The sequence below is a fragment of the Methanomassiliicoccales archaeon genome (assembly GCA_036504055.1).
Taxonomy (GTDB): Archaea; Thermoplasmatota; Thermoplasmata; order Methanomassiliicoccales; family UBA472; genus DASXVU01.
Window position 1 is genome coordinate 1 of sequence record DASXVU010000030.1, and the last position, 16,963, is coordinate 16,963.

Consider the following 16,963-nt stretch of genomic DNA (forward strand, 5'->3'; position numbering starts at 1 on the left):
TGAGAACAAAGAAGTCGGTACTAATGAGCCAGGCGAAAAGCGAGAATAGACCCGTTATTCGGTCAGAATTTGGGCAAGCTGGATAAAGAAGATGGCGGGCCCGATGGGATTCGAACCCATGGCCTATCGGTTAAGAGCCGATCGCTCAACCTAGCTGAGCTACGGGCCCCGCGGAATCGTGGTATCGGTTGAAAATACATAAACATATCGCCCGGCCGACCAAAAAATGTCACCGATCCATGGCAGGTTAGTGCATGCCATTGATGCTCGGTACGATCTCTATGGCCTTGCCGTTCTTCACCAGTTCGCAGCCGACCGATGCCGGAAGACTGACCACATCCTCCTTTGCGAAAACGTAGACCCTTGCCCCCACCGGCCATGAGGGAATGTCCTGAATGATCCGGACAAAGACGTTGAGACCGGACGCCGCGCCGCTTTGGCCGGCCGACCCGGGCACATTTCCTCTTGCCAGGGATTCCGCCTCCATTGTTGCCACCAACCCGCAGACCGAGTCGTCGGCCGACGTTCTCATCGGGACATAGCCCTGTCCTTCGATCGTTGCCGCCTTTACCACTTTCAACCGGTCGGCGATGTCGTCGAAGAAGTGTTTTTCCTCCTCGGTCAGCCTCGAGATGTCCACCTTGCCTCCGTTCGACTCGCGCAGCGCCATCAGCATCACCTTCTTCTGCCGGAACTGGAAGATCTGGTTCCCTTTCTGTGTGACCTTCTTGATCTCATTAGCCATGGACGACGCCTTCGTGGAGTAGGGGTCGCGCCTGATCTCGTCCTCGCTCTCATTCTTCATCCGCTCGATGTACTCGCGGAGGGACGGGTAGAAATCCTTTCTTATCTCGCTTATCTCGGTCGAACCCTGTTCCGTCCGGTATATCTTTGTGATATCATTGTAATTAAGGGGCGGCAGCTGACCGTTGCTCATCATCGGATAGATTTGGTTGATTGTATTTGAGGGTTCTCCAGCAGGATTTCTCCTCCTTTGATGATAGCCAAAGGGGAACCTTTTTTTAAGGGGCAGGAGCTTGCTCGCCCGTGGATTTCTCCAAGGCTGTCCGGGAGACCAAGGAGGGCACGGAGATCGACGTCATGGTCTCCCCTCACTCGAACTCGTCCGGAATCCAAGGCATCGATGAGTGGAGAAACCGCATAATCGTGAAGATCAGGGCACCGCCTGAGGCAGGCAAGGCAAACAAAGAGCTCATCGAACTCTTCTCGGGATTGCTGGGCACGGCCGAGTTGGGACGGGGGTCGACCAACCGCATGAAGACGGTCTTGGTCCGTAGGCAACGGGATGAGGTGCTCAGGATCCTGGAGGGTAAGGCATGATGCGCCGGCCGAAAGAGGCGTTGGAACAGCTCACGGCCATTCTGGATGAGCTGGAATCCAGACCTGAAGATGTGGTGCTGCTGGTAGAGGGCAAACGTGACCGGGGCGCATTGAACCTGTTGGGCGTGAGGGGAGAGATCATACAGGTTCAATCAAGCGACGGGATATTGGGCATAGCGGAGGACCTGGCGCTCAGGAAGAAGAAAGCCATCATCCTCACCGACTGGGATAGGAAGGGAGGACAGCTCTGCCTTTTGTTGAAGAACGCTCTGAGGGCGAACGCCATCGAGCATGAGGCGACCACCCGTTCCCGCCTGGTCCACGTGGTGGGAGGGGAGATAAAGGATGTCGAATCCCTGCCCTCGTTCTTCTCAAGACTGGTGGCCCAGGTCAATGGACCGGCCGCGGTCGAATCCTGAGCAATTATCTATTTATCGGCCCCGATGCGTAGTCGTTGACCGTAATGACCATCGACGGCAGGATGTTGAAGGAGCTGGGCATCGGGGACGTGGAAGCACTTTTCGCCGATATCCCGAAGGATATCCGGAAGGACCGGTTCGATCTGCCAGATGGTCTTGACGAACGCGAAGTGGTCAGGGCCATAAGGGAGATGCTGTCGGCCGACCTGAACTCGGAAAAGGCCCCCTGCTTCCTTGGGGCGGGGATCTACGACCATTTCATCCCGGCAGCCGTCAAGAGCATCGTCATGCGCTCGGAGTTCATCACCGCCTACACGCCCTATGAGGCCGAGATAAGCCAGGGTATGCTCCATTCCATGTTCGAGTACCAGAGCCTGGTCTCTGAGCTCACCGGAATGGACGTGGTCAATTCATCGAACTATGATGCCTCGACGGCGCTGGGCGAGGCGGCCACGATGTGTCATCGTATCCTCCCGAAGAAACGGTTCCTGATCCCGGAGGCCATGTCCTGGGAGAAGAAGAGCGTCCTTCGCAACTATCTCCGGGGTCCTGGCCTGGAAGCGGTCGAATATGGCTATGACCCATACACCGGCGGCCTCGACCCCGTTTCTCTCGCGGAGAAGATGGACGACAACGTCTGCGGAGTCTATGCCGAGGTACCGAACTTCTTCGGTACCATCGATCCGGCGGTCATGCGGCTCAAGGAGATGTTTCCGAGCGTGCCTGTGGTCATAGGCGTGGACCCAATCTCCCTCGGGTTGCTCACTCCTCCCGGAGAGTACGGGGCGGACATCGTGATAGGCGAAGGCCAATCACTCGGGTCCCCGATGAACTTCGGCGGCCCCCTTCTGGGCATCTTCGCCTGCCGGAAGGAACATGTCAGGAAGATGCCTGGACGCCTGATCGGTATGACCAGGGACAATGCCGGGGAAAGGGCGTTCTGCATGACCCTGCAGACCAGGGAACAGCACATCCGCCGGTCAAAGGCGACATCGAACATCTGTACCAATGAGGCACTGATGGCGGTGGCGGCGGCGGTCTACCTGAGCGTGGTCGGACCGAAAGGGCTGGAGGCGATCGCCAAGGCCAACATCAGCAATGCCAGGAACCTGATGACCAGGATCGATGAGCTCCCCGGGTTCGACGCCCCGGCCTTCAAGGCATACCATTTCAACGAGTTCGTAGTCCGCACCAGCGTCCGGCCGGAAAAGCTCAACAAGCATCTCGCCAGGAAAGGGATCATCGGCGGTCTCGATCTGGGACGCCATATACCCCGCATGAACGAGCACATGCTGTTCGCCACCACCGAAATGCACTCCGAGGAGGACCACGACAAACTGATCGCCGCCCTCCGGGAGGTGGCGTGATGTATCGGCAGGCCAGGTACGATACCAGGACGGTGTTCGAGCTGGGAGGGGGTTCCGACCCCTGTGTCCGGCTGAAGAAGGACCTGGAGGACGCGGTCCCGGACGGGATGATGAGAAAGGGGCTTTGCCTTCCAGAAGTGCCGGAGAGAGATGTGGTGATGCACTACGTCAACCTGTCCCAGCGCAACTTCTCGGTGGACAACGGACTGTATCCGCTCGGCTCCTGCACCATGAAGTACAACCCCAAGTTCGCCGACATACTGGCCTCGATGCCTTCGGTGACGTCCATCCATCCGTACCAGGACGATGACACCGTCCAGGGGGCGCTCCGGCTCATGCACCGGCTCGAACAGGCTCTCTGCGCCATATCCGATATGGATGCGGTCACCCTGCAGCCGGCCGCCGGTGCCCACGGGGAGTTCACCGGCATGCTGATCGCCAAGGCATACCACAAGGCGAACGGGCAGGACAGGACGGAGGTCGTCATACCCGATTCGGCCCATGGGACGAACCCCGCCAGCGCCGCCATGGCCGGCTTCGGGGTGCTGGAGATCCCTTCCAACCCAGATGGCTGCGTGGACATCGAGGCGCTCAAGAACGCCGTTTCCCATAAGACCGCGGCGTTCATGATCACCAACCCCAACACGCTAGGCATCTTCGAGGACCAGATAAGGGAGATCGCGGACATCGTTCACGATTCCGGGGCCCTTCTTTATTATGATGGGGCCAATTTCAACGCGATCTTGGGGATGACCTCCCCGGGCAAGATGAATTTCGACATAATGCACTTCAACCTGCACAAGACGTTCGCCACACCCCATGGGGGCGGGGGTCCGGGAGCGGGACCGGTAGGAGTCAGGGAGCACCTGACGAAGTTCCTGCCAGTGCCGAGGGTGGTGGAAAGGGATGGCAAATATCGGCTCGACTACGACAGACCGGACAGCATCGGCAAGGTGCGGGCGTTCCATGGCAACTTCGCAGTGCTGGTGCGTGCCTACGCCTACATCCTTAGGCATGGGGCGGACGGCCTGAGCGAGATATCGCAGGCCGCGGTCCTGAACTCGAACTATTTGAAGTCCAAGCTTACCGGGGAGTTCGACCTTCCCTATCGAACGCTGCGCAAGCATGAGTTCGTCATCAGCGCCAGGAGGCAAGCGAAGGACCGGAAGGTCAAGGCCCTGGACATCGCCAAAAGACTTCTGGACTATGGTTACATGGCACCGACGATCTACTTCCCGTCACTGGTGGAGGAGGCGCTGATGATAGAGCCCACCGAGACCGAGACCAAAGAGACCCTGGACCGGTTCGCGGACACCCTCATCCAGATATCGAGAGAGGACCCGGAGGTGGTCCACGCCGCGCCCAGCAACACTTCGGTCGGCAGGGTCGATGAACTGTTCGCCGCCCGGAACCTGATACTCACCTGGAAGGATTACCTGGCGATTGAGAAAGAGGAAAAGGGGTCCCGCTGAACAACAGAATATTATTAGCCATCGTTCTTATGAGGAGGCGATGAACAGTTCGCTCGGGTCCGAGGCAGGCGTGGCCCATCTGTCCGTGGCAACCAAGGTCACAGGTCGCTTCTTCGTTTTCGAGGGCATCGACGGCGGGGGAAAATCCACCATCGCAAGGATGCTGAATGACAAGCTGATCGAGTCCTTCGGCCGGGAGACGGTGCTCACCGCGGAACCGAGCGGCTCATGGATCGGCGATTGCGTCCGCCGGGCCAACAAGGAGGACGTCAACGACTTCGCCGAGGCGTTGCTGTTCATGGCCGACCGGGCCCAGCACACCCAGGAGATCGCCAGGTCGGTGGACCAGGGTAAGATCGTCATCTGCGACCGTTATTACATATCCACACTGGCATACCAGGGTGTAACGCTTGAACGCCTGGTGCCTGATGCGGTCCTCTGGCTGAGGGCGGTCAACGCGCCGATCATACGACGCCCGGACATCACATTCTACTTCATGATCGAACCGGAGAAGGCGATGGAGCGCATGAAGGACCGGGACGAGAAGAGCAAGTTCGAGAAGCTGGGTTTCCTTAGGAAGGTGGCTTCGATATACAAGGAGATGTCAGTCTCCGACCCCAGTGCCCATGTCATTGACGCCTCCCGACCGTTGGAGGACGTGTTCGCTGAAGTGCTCAAGGCGGTACAGCAGAACGTTTAAGTCCGAGGGTGGAGTTGGTAGAGCATGCATCCCTCCGAGGCCATACGCTGCGCCAAAAGCAAGAAATTGTTCGGCAGGCGCATTGTTCTGGGGATCACTGGTTCGATCGCGGCCGTGGAATGCCTGGAGCTCGCCCGGGAATTGATCAGACACGGGGCGGAAGTGCACGCTGTCCTCTCCTCGGAAGCACGGAAGATCATCACACCCTGCTCTATGGTCTTTGCCACCGGAAACGAAGCTATCACCGACCTCGACGGATGGGTGCAGCATGTGGACCTGTTAGGCAGCGCCCAGGACAGGGTCGATCTGCTTCTTATCGCACCATGCACCGCCAACACCATCTCAAAGATATCCTGCGGGATCGATGACACACCGGTTACGACGATGGCCACGACGGCGCTGGGCTCCAAGACACCGATCATGATCGCCCCTGCCATGCACGCGGCGATGTACGACAACCCCATAGTCCAGACCAACATCAGCGCCCTGAAGTACATCGGATTGGAGTTCGTCGGGCCCCGGATGGAGGAGGGGAAGGCCAAGGTGGCCACCAACGAGGAGATCGTGGAGGCCGTCCTCCGACGCCTGGGAAAGGGCGACTACCGGGGCAAGAAGGTCCTGGTCATCGGAGGTTCCTCCGAGGAGCCGATCGACGACATGAGGGTCATAACCAACCGCGGCACGGGAGAGACGGCCGTGGAACTGGCAAAAGCGGCCCATGAACGGGGCGCGGACGTGGAGCTGTGGATGGGGCGGTGCTCGGTCGCTTTGCCCTCGTACATACCGACCAGGCGTTTCGTGACGGTGGAGGACCTGGTGAAGATGGTGCCCCTGGTAGCCCACGACATGGTGTTCGTTCCAGCGGCCCTGTCCGATTTCGCTCCGAAGAGGACCGCGGGCAAGATATCATCCGAACCGAAGGAACTTGAGCTTTCCTTGGAACCGGTGGTGAAGGTCCTGCCGCTGCTCAGGAAGAAGAAGGTCAAACTGATCGGCTTCAAGGCCGAGAGCGGGATGGGCGAGACCGAACTGGTGGTAAAGGCCGAACAGCGGCTCAAGCAGCACAAGCTCGATGCCATCGTGGCCAATGACCTGACCGAGGTCCGACCGGGATTGACGTCGGTCCTGTTCATAACCAGCAAGGGGAAGTATGTGAGGCTGACCGGGACCAAAAGGGAGGTCGCTGACCTGCTCCTGGACAAGGCGGCATGAACCATGAGGAGGGCCATCGCATTCTGCCCAGGGCACATCACCGGATTCTTCCAGATCATCGAGCATGACAATATCTTCGCCGCCGGCTCCAGAGGGGCAGGCTTCTGCACCGAACTGGGAGCAAGGAGCGAGGTCTGGATCACCGATGGCGAGGGCAGCATCGAGGTGATCATCAACGGTAAGCCCATGTTCGCCCCGGTGACCGAATACGCTCTGAGAAGGATATTGAAGACCGAACCTTACGATCTGAACGTGGTGACGACGCTCGGCCTGCCGATATCGCAGGGATTCGGCACCAGTGCGGCCGGGGCCCTATCCGCGACCCTGGCATTGTGCAAGCTCCTGGACCGTCCATCCCACGAAGGGTTCGAGGCGGCCCATGAATCCGAGATAGTCAACCACACCGGCATGGGAGATGTGTCCGCGCTGTTTCGCAGCGGAATGACGTTCCGCAGGAAGGAGGGCCTGCCGCCACTGGGAAAGGTGGACAGGTTCGACGGTGAACCGGAGGTGGTCCTCTGCGAGATAGGACCGCCGATAAAGACCAGTGACGTCCTTACCGATGAACGGATGAAAGAAAGGATCAACGCCATAGGCAAGAAATGCCTGGAAGAGTTTGAGCACGGCACTGGCCTGTCCGAGTTCTGCCGGTTGTCCAAACGTTTCGCCATCGAGAGCGGTATCGCATCCCCCGAATCGTTGAAGGCGATCGCAGCAGCGGAGAAATTCGGGCAGGCCAGCATGTCGATGCTTGGCAACTCCATATTCGCTTTCGGAGAGGTCGGCCGCCTAGAGGAGGTCCTCAGCAGGTTTGGGCCTGTCTACCGTAGCAAGGTGGATGTCCAAGGTCCAAGATCGATCCAATGAAAATAGTTCTTTAGAAATATCGAATAAACAGATGACGTGCCGATCCCATGCCCTCTCAAAGGCGGAAGAAGTACAGGGCGACATCCCAGGACCTGATGAACTACATCTCACGCGGGATCGCCGACCAGCAACTGCATTTCGTCATCCGGTGCGCGGCCCAACTGGATGAGGGAAGGCTGCGCAAAGCGGTGGACCTCTGTGTTGTGGCTCACCCGGTCCTCGGCTGCCTTCTCGATGAAACGGGCAAGGAACCGTTTTGGAGGCCGGTCGACCGCTCCGAGGGATGGGGCTTTTCCGTGGCCGAAGGGTCCGATATCGACAAACAATTGAACGATTTCATCCTGGTTCCGGGGGACCCGAGGAAGGACCCTTTGGCCCAGGTCAGATTGTTCCGCGGAATGAAGGACACGCTGTGCGTCAAGATGAACCATGTCTGCGCCGACGGGGCAGGAACCCGTAACTATGCATATCTTCTGGTCAGCATCTACAACGCCCTCGGGAGGGACCCCGGATTCGTTCCCAAAATAGACGAACGGGAACGCAGCATGCGTTCGGTGCTGAACAAGTACGGACTGGGCATGAGGATCGGGCTCGCCCGGGCTGCGATGAGGTTCATGCGCAAGGCGAACACTCAGGTCGGCCGTTCGTGGCAGTTGCCAGTGAAATCCTCATCGAACACGAGAAGGACCATGGCGGTAAGACGGATCGACGAAGCTTGGGGAATAAGGATCACAGATATTGCGAAACAGCATGATGCCACTCTTAACGACATGTTGCTGGCAGCGTACTTCCGTACGCTTTTCAAGATCATCCCGGTGGACGGCAGCGCGCCCGTTCCATTGCAGGTCTCCGTTGACCTGAGACGGTACAATCCGGTAACGACGGACGTCATAGGCAACCTGAGTTCTGCCATATTCGCGGCCATACCGCCCACCAGCGCGGAGGAGTTCTTCAAGACGCTGGAGAGGGTCAAAGAAGTGATGAACCGGCAGAAGGCCAGATCGCCATTGGTCGGCGCCTACGCCATCGGCATTCCCTTCCGCTTCATGAACTACCCCAAGGCCAGTGCAGCGATGCAACAGATGACCGCGGGCCGGGCGAACAAGGGCGTAGCTATGCCGCTACTATCGAACTTCGGGAAACTGGAACCGGAACGGTTGGCCTTCGATGGGTCGGACCCAACGGACGCCTACATCACCACACCGATCATGTTCCCGCCATACCTGATGCTCGGGGTGACCGGTTACCGTGGCTCCCTGACACTGACCTCCGGATACTGCCGCGATGGCGTCGGCAATGACAGCGTGGAAAGAATATTGGACCTGGTCCTGGAAGAGCTTCCGGGAAAGTGATCCTCACTCGTAAAGGGTGAAAAGCTGGTCATCCCCGCCGACGTCGAACAGACCGATCCGGGCCCCACAGTCGAGCCATCCATGGGCATAGTTGACACAGGCAAAGGCATTGATGAAGTCGCCTACCTCACGGAAGTGCTTGGCGTCGTTGTAATAGGTCGTCGCCATCTCCAGGAACGATTCGGCCAGCTTCCGGTTGAATGAGCGTTCTGGCGGAGAGACCCGGATCATGTCCAGGGCCCGCCTGGTTATGCCCAGATAGCGGTCCAGGTGCTCATCGGTGATCTGGTCCCGCCTCATCTCTAACCCTTCGTAGGGATGATCTCGACGCTTTCTCCGCCATGTCTCGATTCACGGGGCCTGACCTCGACGAACAAAGGCATCTGGATGTTTCCACCGACGATCAGCGCGACACCGATCGGCAGGCGCTGGATGTCATCCTCCATTCCCTCCGACAGCCCTTCCACCGAAGAAAGGATCGCCTTCAGGTCGTTGGGGTTGGTCACCTTGAGGATCATCTGGGTGTTGCACTGTGACAGGACGTTCTTGTCGATCTTGGCCGCCCTCTGCGAAATGATGGTGAGACCCAGACCGAATTTCCTGCCCTCGGCGGCAATTGTCCGGAATATCTTCGATGAAGCCGCCAGTCCCTGCTGTGGGCACCAGTTGTGAGCCTCCTCGGCCACCAGCATCATCGGCGGGATCTTCCCGATCTTGCGCAGCTCGAACAGTGCCGTACAGATACGGTTGACGATGAGCTCAGAGATGTCTGGAGGAGTCCCACGGAGATTGATGATGGTCATCTTGCCCTGCACAACCAGCTCGTCGATGCGGGTCCCCTGGGGAGCGAATATGTTGACCTCGTTGAGGTACTCCAGCTCGGCGATCAGGGAGTTGTTGGCGGCATCCTCCTCAGCCTCCAGCATGGCAATGATGTCCTTGAGCCCGAAATCCTTCTTGACCGATTTGACCGAATCGATCGCCTTGCGGAGAGCGGTCAGGAACACCTTCCCGTTCTTGATCTGGGTCAGTCCCAGCAGCTCGCGGGCGTCGATGTTCGCGAGGGTGAACTTGAGAGGTTTGGCGCTCTTGTTGACGGAAACGTCCGTCGCGAACTCCTGGATCTTTTCCCCGAAGCCCTGGGGAAGGATGTGGAAGTCCTTGCCGCCCTTTGGCGCAGAGCCGATGTCCCGCATCGCGGAATACTCCCCATGCGGGTCGATGACCATGACCGTGACGTCGTGCTTCATCAGTTCCTCGATCAGGTCGCCGCACAGGAACGATTTGCCCCCTCCGGTCTTGGCAAGGATGGAAACGTGCTTCTGCACCATGGCGTTGATGTCCACCTCGACCCGGATATCATGGCCAAACAAGTAGCCCAGATAGGCGCCGGTCTTGGTGTGCTCCTTCAGACCGATGCAATCCTTGATCAGCTCATCCCTGGCCCGGAAGACCATGTCCCCTGCCTTGAACGGTGAGCGGGGCACCTGCAACAGTCCTCTGTCATCACGGAAACCGACGATGTTGACCGTCGCGGCCACCATCTCGTCGATGTCCACATTCATCCCTTCGGAGATCTTCTTGGCCTTTTCAATGGTCAGGTCGGTCTTCCTCTCTACGTCGACCACCTGACCCAGCACCCAACCGTCGTGAAGATGCTTGATCTGGATATACTCCATCTTCTCTATGTCCCCGTCGACCCGGAAATGGAGCTCGGTGGATCCGACGTTACCGTAGATGATGCCGACACCATCGAGGTCGCCGTACTTTTCGTCCTTGACGATGTGCTTGGAAGGCGCCCTCACCTTCGCCGGGGCAAGCTCAGAAGGGTGGACCAACGGCTCCGCTTCGACTGGATCGTCGGTACCTGGGTCCTCAATGATCGCCTCTGGCTTCGGCTCGAGGTCGAGCTTGTCCTCTTCCTCAGAGAAGGCATGGCCTGGTGTAGATTCAAAATCTGAATTGGTTTGCATTCCCATCCTGACCGACATATCAAGCGGATGGAATAAATATGTTTGCAACTCAGTCGTGGATGCATTGTAACAATCGCCTTGACCAGGAATTTAAGTTCTAAGAGGTCCCGTCAGTGACCAAAAAACATCAGGAAATGCGATTGGATTAATTATCCGAAGCAGCATGACTGAATGATAAGAATGCTTGTTGTTGGAGGATCGGCATCGACCAAACTGGCCATGGACCTGGCCACGGAATTGAATGCTGAATACATAGCAGCGACGGTCAAGCGGTTCCCAGACGGGGAATGCTACGTTCGCATCGAGAAGGAATCCCTGGATGACGACGTCGTCATAGTTCAGAACTCCTACCCCGATGAGAAGATGATCGAGCTGTTCCTGCTGCAGGACGCCGCTATAGGCCTGGGGGCCAAGAAGGTCACCAATGTCATCCCCTACTATGGATATGCCAGGCAGGATGAGCGTTTCAACAAGGGAGAACCCCTGTCGGCCCGGGTAATGGTCGACCATATTCAGATGAACGCGGACAAGGTCATCCTTGTCGATATCCATAACCATGCGATGCTGGACTGGTTCGACCAGGCGGAGGTCATCGATACCCATGCCGCCCCGGCCATCGGCAGGTTCTACAAGGAACAGGGCATCGATCTCGTGCTTGCGCCGGATGAGGGGGCGCTCAAGCGGGCGGGTTGGGTCGCCGAGGTGCTCAACTGCGAGTGGGACTACCTGGTTAAGACCCGGCTATCCGGTACGAACGTCCATATGACGCCCAAGAACATCGACGCCAAGAACAAGAAGGTACTGATCGTCGATGATATCATCTCCACCGGCGGAACGATCGTGGCCGCCACCGAGGAACTGAGGCGCCTGGGTGCCAGGAGCGTCAGCGCGGCCTGCACCCACGGCCTCTTTGTGGGAGGAGCACTGGACCGGCTGAAGAAGTATTGTGATAAGATCACCGCGGCCAACACGCTGGAGAGCGAGGTCTCGGTCATCTCAGTGGCGCCGGAAGTGGCCAAGGCCGTGTGATGCTCAAACATTGAAGGCTTCGAGAAGAACAAAGACCATGACCGCTGAGACCAGTGCGGTCACCGCGCCATACCGATTGATGAAGTTGACCCTTCTTGGATGGCGAAAGAAATCCGTCTCCACCACCCCCAAAACGGTCACTGCTATGGTCAGACCCAAGAATACATAGACCGATATGATCAGCTCGTCGAAGATGCTGAAAGAGCTCATCGGCGGCAGGGTCGACTGCTGCCCATAGTAGAAAAGGACTGCCGAGATGATCATGCTTGAGTTGAGACCCAGCCTGAGCCCGATATTCGATTCCTTCGTCTCGCGGAAGAAGAAAGAGAGGCTGGAGACCATGCAGAATATGATCGGGGGCAGGATTATCTGGATCGCCGCCGGGAGGCTGTCCCGCTCCACCTGGATGGCAAAGGTCGCCTGGGAATATGTCTCTCCGAACGTATACGCGTGTTCGCCCACGGAGTAGTCCACATCCATTATCCTCCAGCCGGGGATGACCACGCTGGAACCGTCGTAGCCGCTGTAGTCCGATGCCCAGACATAGTGCAGCTCGGTCTCGTTGAGGACAGCATCCTCCAGCTCCACCTTCAACCCACCGGACTCGAACGGATACTCATTGAGATCTGGTGGTATGAACAGGTCGGCCCTGAGCCGGAACCATTGTTCCTTGATGTCTCCACTGGTATTATCGATTATCTTCTGGAAAGCGTTGGCATAGGCAGGATGACCGTTCATGATCTCGAAGTTCATGCTGCTGATGTTCGGATCGGTCCAAATGAACCAAAGATAGAAATCGAAAGAGTATGCCCCTTTGCCGAAATCGAAGTTGCTGATGCCGTTGACATAGATGCCCACCAGGACATCGGTCGTGTTCAGGGATGGTACGGTCTTCACCAATGAAGGCGCGATATCCGCCTGTCCTTCCGAGTTGGACGCCATGGCGAAGGTACCGATAGTGAGCAATGCCACCAAGACCACAATAGCCAGCCCTCGCCGCATGGTATCTTTCAATGTAGGGCCTGGAGTATATTGTTGTTGGTTGGGAAGCACTCAGTTCGAGATGTAACTATTAAGTCACGAATCACATTTCCACCCCAATCGAAGCCAAGGTGTCCTGATGAAGAAAGAGGAAGACTTCAGCGAATGGTACAACGAGATTGTCGAGCTTGCCAACCTGACCGACAAGCGATACCCGATCAAGGGCATGAACGTCTGGACACCCTATGGCTGGAAGATCATGCGTCACATCGACACATACATCCGGCAGGAGTGCGACGCCACCGACCACGGTGAGGTTAACTTCCCCCTGTTGATACCGGAGACAGAGTTCCAGAAGGAGAAGGACCACATCAAGGGGTTCGATGCTGAGGTCTACTGGGTGACGCATGCCGGCCTCAATGAACTGGACATCCGTCTTTGCCTCAGACCCACCTCGGAGACGGCGATGTATCCGATATTCGCACTTTGGGTCCGCTCGCACACCGACCTGCCGCTCAAGACCTACCAACTGGTCAACACCTTCCGTTACGAGACCAAGCAGACCAGGGCGTTCATTCGGGTCCGGGAGATCCACTTCTTTGAATCCCACACCTGTCACGTAGACGAGGCGGATGCGCAGAAGCAGGTGGAAGAGGACTTCGTCATCCTGAAGAACATCATGGCCAAGCTCTGCCTGCCCTACTCGCTGCTGAAGAGGACCGACTGGGACAAGTTCCCTGGCGCTTACTATACGGTGGGCGTGGACACCCTTATGCCGGAGGGCAAGTCGCTGCAGCTGGGCTCGATCCACCACTACCGGGAGAACTTCTCCAGGCCATTCGACATCAAGTACGAGGATGTCAACGGACAGATGCAATACTGCCATCAGACCACGTTCGGTATGAGCGAGCGCCTGGTCGGAGCGGTGGTAGGTGTCCATGGCGATGATAAGGGATTGGTCCTGCCGCCGGCGGTGGCACCTTTCCAGGTCGTCATCATACCGATCCTGGCAAAGGGCAACGTCGAAGCGGTGGCAGCGGAAGCGGAGAAGCTGAAGGCCGAGCTGACGGCCGCCGGAGTGCGGGTCAAGCTGGACGATTCCAACGACCGTCCGGGCAGCAAGTTCTACAACTGGGAGATCAAGGGAGTCCCGTTCCGCCTGGAACTGGGGATGAGGGACATCGAGGGAGGCAAGGTCGCCTATGCCAAGCGGAACGACGGAAAGAAGGGATCGTTCGCCCGTGCCACATGTGTACAGGAGGTCAAGGCCATGCTCGACACCATCATGACCGAGATGCTCGAGGGAGCCCAGAAGCGGATGAAGGACTCGTACGTCACTATCTTCTCGCTGGACAATATCCCCGGAAAGACGCTGAGGTTCGGATGGTGCGGCGATGCCGAATGCGGACACACCTTGGAGCAGAAGACCGAGCTCAAACTGTTGGGAACACCTTACATCCAAGAGGAGTTCCACGGCAAATGCATTGTCTGCGGCAAGGACACCGATAAGGTCGCCTATGCCTCGAAGGCGATGTAAAACCCTTTGAATTCCTTTCTTTTTCTAATAAATGACCAGTTATTAGAGAGCAAGAGCTGACCAGAAGAACTATCAAAAATACCAAGCGGAACTTGTCGGGAGAACTCTCAATCCTTTCTCAGCCTGGTGAGCAGGATGCCGAATACTCCGAAGAGGACCATGACGATGACCAAGGAATACAATCCTATGTACTTCGGGTCGAAGAAGTTCCAACCGTTGAACCCGATTCCCCAGGCGACATACAATGCAATACCGCCGATGAGCAATAGGACTGAGATACCCATCATGATTCTTTTGGGGAAGGTGTTCTCTTCCATCAAGGGCGCCAAAATGCGGTCAGCCTATTAATAGATTGGGCTACGCCCCATGGATGCTGGAGGATGGCCACTGACCGACGGCCGTGACACTTAGGCGATGAGAACAAAGAAAGAAAAGAAAGGGGAGGGCCTACGCCGTGAACCATTGTTTGACATTGGGCCGGAACAGGTACCACACGATGAACAGAGAGAAGAGTATGGAGATTGCCACTGTTATCAGGCTCGTTCCCCCTATGATTCCGATCGCGTTCCCGATGATGGACAAGACCAGGAAGACAATGGCCAGCATTCTAGCCCAGTTCTTTCCCTTAAGGAAGGCCCATGCCAGTACAAGTGAGATAATGGCCATGATAAGGAATAACAATCCCAACACCCCGAAGAACACTGGGGCGTTGTTGATGACCCAGTCGGGCACTGAAGTGCCTATCCTATTCCTGATGTCGGTGACGTTGATCAAGGCCGCTAGGAGGAAGAAGCCTAATGCCAGGATCAGTTCCAATACGCCTCCCAATATCTGAAGGATGGCTAGAATGGTTACTCCAACAGGCCTATTCCTCACCGGTTGTTGGAATGGTTGGTACATGGGAGCGGGTGCGGGCGGGGGTGCAGGATATGGTTGATAAGGCTGAGTTGGCTGAGTTGGTTGATTTGCGGTCATGGATACCAGCTTGTATCTCCCTGCTATATGTAAATTTACGAGCCCCCGGAATTCTCTATTTGGAATCAAGACCGTCCTGATCGTTCTGGTCGGAGATCCAGGGAAGAGTTTGCCTAACGATGTTTTCCTGGCAATACGCTTCCGACCATGGCGATAATGGGCCCCAAGATCAGACCGGCCCAGACGAAGAGGCCGATGAGGCCGATTATGAACAATTCGACTCTGCTTCTTTGGGTCAAAGGCCTGCGAAGTGCCATACGGATGAGGAACGAACCGAGCAATATAGGGGCGGCGATGAAAATCAAGGTCACCAGCACTTCCGCGACCAGTCCAGCTTGGGAAATGGCGATCAAGGTCTGGATCATAGTGTTCGTGGCTGTGCCCAAGAACAGAAGACCGGATAACAGAGCAGCCCCCTGAGGCAGGCCAATCGTCATGAGCGCTTCCTTTTTCCAAAGATAAAGTCCCGCCAATCCGACCATGAACACCGCTACCATCGGGATGAATATCTGGACCAATGATTGTCCCTCCCATTGATAGACGTTAAGCAGACTGAAAGGGATGGCGAGGAACTCCGTCAGGGTGAATGATTCTATGTAGCCGACGGCCAGACCGTAATCTCCATGCACCGGTGCGAGGGCTGCATCCTGATAAACCACAACATAATATCGTCCATCTGCAGCGGCCGGTGCATCGAACGTTGCCAGGTTCATGAACGTTCCAGGAGAGAATGATTCATAGGTAGGACCGCTCGGAAATGTACCATTTACCACTTTCCATCCGTAGCCTATCGGTATCTCCACCGATGTGGGGAGGGTGCCATTCTCTTCCATGAAAGGCCCCAGTATGGCCATGTTCGGCTGGAACTCGGATCCTCTCTCATCCGTCGGGACGATGAGATTGAGGTACAACCGGTCACCCGCCTTCAGGTCCAAAGCGTAGTAATGAAAGACTCCTTCTTCCAGATGGGTGTAGATCGCCCATGATTTTGAGGGATTGTCCACGTGGGCCGCATTGGCCAGAGAAGTGTTGTCATTGGGGAACGCGGGTGAGTGTGCGGTCACCGCCTGCGAGATCAATGGCAGCGAGGATGCTGCAAATATCAAAATGATCATGACCAACATCGTTCTGCGCATGATGAATCATTCCAGTGGATAGTTCATCATCCTTTCGAAATCGACAATAGACTCACAGTAGGATTTTCTTGAATCTAAATTAAAATAAGATGAATGCATATACATTTCGGGTCGATGGGGAATGGACACCGAAATCATCCTAGAGATAATATTGATCTGGCTTATCATTGGGGTTGTCATTGGAGGCTGGATATCGATCGATACGTTCAGAAGGAAGGTCGAGGGGGCCAGGTGGGTGGCCGCAGGAGTGTTCCTGAGCGTGATCGGGCTGGTGCTCTATCTTTACATGCGCAAGAGGGCTGACGGGACCAAATCGCCGGAGTTCCGCGCCTCCCCAGAATACAAGGTCCCTTCAACGCCATCGGCGGAACCGGTCCAATCGAGCGAAACGCCAAAGCAGGAAGTAGCTGAGGAAGCCAAGACGGAGGAACGCTCCCAGTATAGTTCTTGGCCGTCGGTGATCAAGGAACAGATCGAAGGAGCCCCCCGCTGCCCGAAATGCGGAGTGGCCGCCAGCGGCTTTGATGTGTTCTGCGCGGAGTGCGGTGCCAAAATAAAATGAGAGTAATACTTTTTATCAGGACCGCGCAATCAGCAGTGCG

The 16,963-nt window shown here is 56.7% G+C and carries 18 protein-coding genes and 1 tRNA gene; 11 read left to right on the forward strand and 8 right to left on the reverse strand.

Going from position 1 to position 16,963, the window contains the following annotated elements; translation table 11 throughout:
• Nucleotides 1-92: 92 nt before the first annotated feature.
• Together VGK23_06320 and VGK23_06325 are read right to left on the reverse strand one after the other, a co-directional pair.
• Nucleotides 93-169 (reverse strand) — tRNA-Lys (locus VGK23_06320).
• 78 nt (nt 170-247) lie between these two features.
• On the reverse strand, nt 248-937 hold the full coding sequence (locus VGK23_06325) for a hypothetical protein (GenBank protein HEY3420151.1): 690 nt from the start codon (nt 935-937) through the stop codon (nt 248-250).
• A 110-nt stretch (nt 938-1,047) separates the two neighbouring features.
• Here VGK23_06325 and VGK23_06330 point away from each other — a divergent pair, with 110 nt between their 5' ends.
• Genes VGK23_06330 through VGK23_06365 form a run of 8 tightly spaced genes read left to right on the forward strand, consistent with a single transcriptional unit; the run spans nt 1,048 to nt 8,730 of the window.
• Nucleotides 1,048-1,341 (forward strand): DUF167 family protein, encoded by a 294-nt coding sequence (locus VGK23_06330; protein HEY3420152.1) that lies wholly within the window; start codon nt 1,048-1,050, stop codon nt 1,339-1,341.
• Nucleotides 1,338-1,760 carry a toprim domain-containing protein gene (locus VGK23_06335; protein HEY3420153.1) on the forward strand — a complete coding sequence of 141 codons (423 nt, stop codon included), beginning with the start codon at nt 1,338-1,340 and terminating at the stop codon, nt 1,758-1,760. The genes VGK23_06330 and VGK23_06335 overlap by 4 nt, the downstream gene beginning before the upstream one ends.
• Before the next feature lie 44 nt (nt 1,761-1,804).
• A complete protein-coding gene (gene gcvPA / locus VGK23_06340) occupies nt 1,805-3,127 on the forward strand; it encodes an aminomethyl-transferring glycine dehydrogenase subunit GcvPA (GenBank protein HEY3420154.1) in 1,323 nt (440 codons plus the stop codon).
• Complete coding sequence (gcvPB, locus tag VGK23_06345) at nt 3,127-4,599, forward strand: aminomethyl-transferring glycine dehydrogenase subunit GcvPB (GenBank protein HEY3420155.1); 1,473 nt, start codon at nt 3,127-3,129, stop codon at nt 4,597-4,599. Before gcvPA ends, gcvPB begins: the two co-directional genes overlap by 1 nt.
• 40 nt (nt 4,600-4,639) lie before the next feature.
• On the forward strand, nt 4,640-5,299 hold the full coding sequence (tmk, locus tag VGK23_06350; protein ID HEY3420156.1) for a dTMP kinase: 660 nt from the start codon (nt 4,640-4,642) through the stop codon (nt 5,297-5,299).
• 24 nt (nt 5,300-5,323) lie between these two features.
• On the forward strand, nt 5,324-6,511 hold the full coding sequence (gene coaBC, locus VGK23_06355) for a bifunctional phosphopantothenoylcysteine decarboxylase/phosphopantothenate--cysteine ligase CoaBC (protein ID HEY3420157.1): 1,188 nt from the start codon (nt 5,324-5,326) through the stop codon (nt 6,509-6,511).
• A gap of 3 nt (nt 6,512-6,514) precedes the next feature.
• The gene (locus VGK23_06360) at nt 6,515-7,378 is read left to right on the forward strand and encodes a hypothetical protein (protein ID HEY3420158.1); all 864 of its coding nucleotides are present in this window, start codon (nt 6,515-6,517) and stop codon (nt 7,376-7,378) included.
• Between the two features lie 47 nt (nt 7,379-7,425).
• Nucleotides 7,426-8,730 carry a hypothetical protein gene (locus VGK23_06365; GenBank protein HEY3420159.1) on the forward strand — a complete coding sequence of 435 codons (1,305 nt, stop codon included), beginning with the start codon at nt 7,426-7,428 and terminating at the stop codon, nt 8,728-8,730.
• 3 nt (nt 8,731-8,733) lie between these two features.
• On the opposite strand, the gene VGK23_06370 is transcribed toward VGK23_06365, so the two are convergent.
• Both VGK23_06370 and VGK23_06375 read right to left on the reverse strand, forming a co-directional pair.
• Nucleotides 8,734-9,030, reverse strand: coding sequence for a DUF357 domain-containing protein (locus VGK23_06370; protein HEY3420160.1), 297 nt, complete (start codon nt 9,028-9,030; stop codon nt 8,734-8,736).
• Nucleotides 9,031-9,032: 2 nt separating this feature from the next.
• Complete coding sequence (locus VGK23_06375) at nt 9,033-10,709, reverse strand: ATP-binding protein (GenBank protein HEY3420161.1); 1,677 nt, start codon at nt 10,707-10,709, stop codon at nt 9,033-9,035.
• 174 nt (nt 10,710-10,883) lie between these two features.
• On the opposite strand from VGK23_06375, the gene VGK23_06380 reads away from it, so the two are divergent.
• Nucleotides 10,884-11,732, forward strand: a complete 849-nt coding sequence (locus VGK23_06380; protein HEY3420162.1) for a ribose-phosphate diphosphokinase — start codon at nt 10,884-10,886, stop codon at nt 11,730-11,732.
• Between the two features lie 3 nt (nt 11,733-11,735).
• On the opposite strand, the gene VGK23_06385 is transcribed toward VGK23_06380, so the two are convergent.
• Nucleotides 11,736-12,734 carry a hypothetical protein gene (locus tag VGK23_06385; GenBank protein ID HEY3420163.1) on the reverse strand — a complete coding sequence of 333 codons (999 nt, stop codon included), beginning with the start codon at nt 12,732-12,734 and terminating at the stop codon, nt 11,736-11,738.
• Between the two features lie 118 nt (nt 12,735-12,852).
• On the opposite strand from VGK23_06385, the gene proS reads away from it, so the two are divergent.
• Nucleotides 12,853-14,250 carry a proline--tRNA ligase gene (gene proS, locus VGK23_06390; GenBank protein ID HEY3420164.1) on the forward strand — a complete coding sequence of 466 codons (1,398 nt, stop codon included), beginning with the start codon at nt 12,853-12,855 and terminating at the stop codon, nt 14,248-14,250.
• 107 nt (nt 14,251-14,357) lie between these two features.
• On the opposite strand, the gene VGK23_06395 is transcribed toward proS, so the two are convergent.
• From VGK23_06395 to VGK23_06405, 3 genes are all read right to left on the reverse strand, one after another.
• Nucleotides 14,358-14,567 (reverse strand): hypothetical protein, encoded by a 210-nt coding sequence (locus VGK23_06395; protein HEY3420165.1) that lies wholly within the window; start codon nt 14,565-14,567, stop codon nt 14,358-14,360.
• A gap of 130 nt (nt 14,568-14,697) precedes the next feature.
• Nucleotides 14,698-15,150, reverse strand: coding sequence for a DUF2127 domain-containing protein (locus VGK23_06400; protein ID HEY3420166.1), 453 nt, complete (start codon nt 15,148-15,150; stop codon nt 14,698-14,700).
• Between the two features lie 188 nt (nt 15,151-15,338).
• Entirely contained in the window at nt 15,339-16,361 is a 1,023-nt protein-coding gene (locus tag VGK23_06405; protein ID HEY3420167.1) for a hypothetical protein, read from the reverse strand.
• Nucleotides 16,362-16,482: 121 nt separating this feature from the next.
• Between VGK23_06405 and VGK23_06410 the strand changes: the two genes are divergently transcribed.
• Entirely contained in the window at nt 16,483-16,923 is a 441-nt protein-coding gene (locus tag VGK23_06410; protein HEY3420168.1) for a hypothetical protein, read from the forward strand.
• Nucleotides 16,924-16,963: the final 40 nt, after the last annotated feature.